3 protein-coding genes are annotated in these 3461 nt (G+C 73.8%); all 3 read right to left on the bottom strand.

Going from position 1 to position 3461, the window contains the following annotated elements; all coding sequences use genetic code 11:
- Positions 1-1500: AMP-binding protein (locus tag G5C65_RS33850; protein WP_165302886.1), on the bottom strand; the 1500-nt coding region annotated here is incomplete at its 3' end.
- Positions 1501-1580: 80 nt separating this feature from the next.
- A complete protein-coding gene (locus tag G5C65_RS33845; RefSeq protein ID WP_165302885.1) occupies positions 1581-2039 on the bottom strand; it encodes a recombinase family protein in 459 nt (152 codons plus the stop codon).
- A 94-nt stretch (positions 2040-2133) separates the two neighbouring features.
- A complete protein-coding gene (locus G5C65_RS33840; RefSeq protein WP_165302884.1) occupies positions 2134-3345 on the bottom strand; it encodes a helix-turn-helix domain-containing protein in 1212 nt (403 codons plus the stop codon).
- Positions 3346-3461 lie beyond the last annotated feature (116 nt).

Here is a 3461-nt window from a genome sequence, read left to right as displayed (position 1 = left end):
CCCCGCACCCCCCGCGCCTCCCTTGCCGCCCGCGCGGCTGCCCCCGCGCGGGGACACCGGCCGCGGCAGCGCACGCCGGTCGATCCGCCCGGCCCGGTTGCGCGGCAGTGCGTCCTGCGCCACCAGCGTGCTCTCCTCCCGTACGTGCCGGGCGACCGCGGACTTCAGCGAGGGCTCGTTCAGCGCGAACCCGGGCCGCTCCGGTACGACGTAGACCAGGCACCGCTCACCCCCGGACGCGGTGACCACGGCCTCGCGCACCATCGGCTGCGCCGCCAGCTCGCTCTCCAGCCGGTACGGGTGGAGGTCCCGCCCGGCGGCCGTCACCCGGTCGGACTCCCGGCCGCGGAACTCCAGCAGCCCCTCCTCCGTCCACGCGCCGAGGTCCTCCGTCGGCACCGCGTCCTCGCCGCCCGGGGGCCGCAGCCAGATCCGGCCCTCGCGCAGCTCCGCCTCCCAGCCCGGGAAGGGTTTCCCCAGATACGAGACGGCCTTCCGCTCGCCGTCCGATTCGGGGAGCCGGGGCAGCAGGCCCGGCTCGAAGCAGGTGCCGCACCCGGCGGTCTCGGCGCAGCCGTAGACGTTCAGCACGCGCGCGTCCCCGGCCAGCCGGAGGCGGAACCGCAACTGCTCGCGGAGCGTGAGGCGTTCCCCACCCGCCACGACCATCCGGAGCCCCTCGGGAACCGGAGGGTCGTCCGAGTCCGAGGGCACCAGGGCCTCCAGCGTCTCCGCCACGGACCGCGGGTCGCCCTCCAGCACGGTGACGCCTTCGGCCGCGACGAGCTCCGCCGCGGCGCGCGGGTCCGCGCTCCCGGGCGCGACGAGTGTGGCGCCCGCGCTCAGGGCGCGTATCCAGGCGCCGGTAAACTCGACGGTGTCGGGCGGCGCGAGGGTCAGCAGCCGGTCGCGCGGGGCGAGGGCGTACGCCCCGGCCCACGCGGCGCGCGCGGCGCACAGCACGCCGTGCCGGACCCGTACGGCCCGCCGCTGCCCCGTGGCGGTGCCCGCGCTGAACAGCACGGCCTCCGACCGTTCGAGTTCGGCGCCGCCATCAGCGGACGGCGGCGGCCCGGACGACGGCGGCCCGGACGGCTGCGCCCCGTCCAACAGGACGACATGCAGGCCGTAGGAGGTGTCGTCGATCCGGGGCCGGTGCCGCTGGTCGGTGACGACGACGGTCGCCCCCGCCTCCTCCAGCATGTCGTGCAGCCGCTCGTCCGGCTCGTGCGGCCCGACGACCGCGTACGCGCCGCCCGCCTTCAGCGTGCCCAGGACGCCGGCCAGGACGCCGACGGCGCCCTCGGTGCACACCGCGACGGTCTCGCCGTCCGAGACCCCCGCCTCGCCCCGGAGCACTTCCGCCAGCCGGCCGGCGCGCCGGTCGAGCTCCCCGTACGTGGTCCGGGCGTCCCCGGTGACCACGGCGGGGTGAGCGGCGTCCCGCGCGGCGCGCGCCTCGACGGCCCGGTGGAGTGGTCTGTCCGCATCCTCGGCCATGCGGTGCCATGTTTCCACGAGACCGCTCCGAACTGAACCGGGCCCGCGCGGCCGCTCGTTGGTGCGGGAACCTGCCGTCGTCAGCACGGCCGGCCCGGCCGTGCCCGGTCGGATTCCATGACGTGCAGGAAGCCGCCCGCCTTCTCGACTCCGCGCGCGACCTCGTCGTACTCCTGCGGGATGGTCGAGATCATCGAGCGCCAGGGCGTGAGCACCGCGCCCGCCTGCTTGCGCTCGACCAGCTCGACGGCGCGCGTGAGCCCTTCGCGCCCCTTCGGGGGGAGCAGCCCGACGCGGTCCTCGATCACGTCCGTGATCTCCCACCCGAACGCCTCGGCGTACTCGGTGCACTCCTTGCGCACCCCGGTGATATCCGAGTTCGCCGCCGCGCACAGGTAGATCACGACGCGGAAGCGGTCGATCTTCGCCACGCGGGCGGGCACGGGGCCCTCGCCCGGTACGTGTCCGGCGGCGTGGTCGGCAAGGGCCCGCCGCCGTTCCCTGTCGCCTTCGCTTCTGCGGTACTCGGTGTTGGCCATACGGGAATCGTGTCGGATCGATCACGCACAGTGAAGAGACGGAGTGTAGGCCCGGCGGAACGCGCCACGCGCCGGCGCCTACGCCCCGTGCGTGTTACGCGACCAAGGGGACGCCGATCAGTTCGCTGATGCTCCGGACCCGCGCCGTCGACACCTTCGCGAGGCGCTGTCCGATGACGCCGGGCAGCGCCTGGTGCTTCACCCACTCCGGGGCGTCGAGTCCGACCTCGACCAGCGTGTCCCCCGCCTTGTCGTGCAGGCCGACCGAGCACTGCGCGAGGGCGACATCCAGCCTGTACCGGTTGCGGGCCACCTTCGACATGGTCGACGGAAGCTGCCGCATGTCCGGCTGGTCGGCGAGCTTGAGCGCACGGCCGGGGTTCTTCAGCGCGACGTGGATCCCCACGGCTTCCGTCTTCGCCGCCGTCGGCCCGAACGACGTGCCGAACAGCTTCACATCCCTGCCCAGCCGGGCCGCTGCGGCGTGTGCTTGCGAGATGTAGTCGTCGGCCTTCCTCTCGTCCTCACGCCTCGACGCCGCCACGGCCGCCGAGATCATCAGGCGCCCGTACGCGAGCAGTTCGGGTTTCGTCGAACGGCTGAACGACGGCTCGATCGCAGCGGCGGCGCGCTCGGCGACGGCCTCGGCGCGCGGCAGCTTCGCACCGCGCAAGTAGATCCACGACAGCGTGGATTCGAGCAGCGCGCCCATCACCGGATCACCTGCCTGCTTGGCGAGCAGCTTCGCGGAGGTGAGCGCGGAGAGGGCGAGGTCGCGGCGCCCGAACCCGTTCGCGGTCGAGGCGGCGACGCGGTACGTGCTGGCGAGGATCGCCGCGAGGCGATCGCGCTCCTCACCGGTCGCCGAGTCGTACCTCACCTGCCCTTCCATGAGCACCTGGGAGGCGAGCACCGCGACGCGCGCCGTGTCGCTGTCCCAGTACGCCGACCACGCGAGGTCGCGCGCGCTGCCGAGCTCGTCGACGGTGCTCGGGTCCCCGATACCGTCCCACTCGCCAAGGGCGCTCTCGTGGACGGCGTCGGAGAGCTGCCGGAGGGCGGTACGGCTGCTCCGGTCCATACCGCGGCGCGGCGCCTGCTGGCCCAGGATCACGCCCACGTCCGCACGGAGCGCGGCGGCGAGCTTGAGCAGGGAGCCGACGGACAGTTCGCCCCGGTCCTGCTCGGCCTTCTGCACCAACGCGTAGGAGACGCCCGCCGCTTCGGCCAGGCCGTGCTGTGTCAGTTCGGAGCCCCGCAGGGCCTTGATGCGCTTACCAGTCGTCAGATCAGCCCAGTTGCTCACGTGTACACCTCAGCGGGTATCGGGCGTGGTGGCGTCGCTTCCGATGGTAGAGCCGCGCGGGTGACCGTACGTGGCGAATGGCGTCAGGCGGGGGCGGGGCGGGAGGTGTCCGTGGC

The organism is Streptomyces boncukensis (assembly GCF_011045075.1).
GTDB classification, from domain to species: domain Bacteria; phylum Actinomycetota; class Actinomycetes; order Streptomycetales; family Streptomycetaceae; genus Streptomyces; species Streptomyces boncukensis.
The sequence above is the reverse complement of the archived record's forward strand: the minus strand, read 5'-3'. Positions and strand labels throughout refer to the sequence as shown.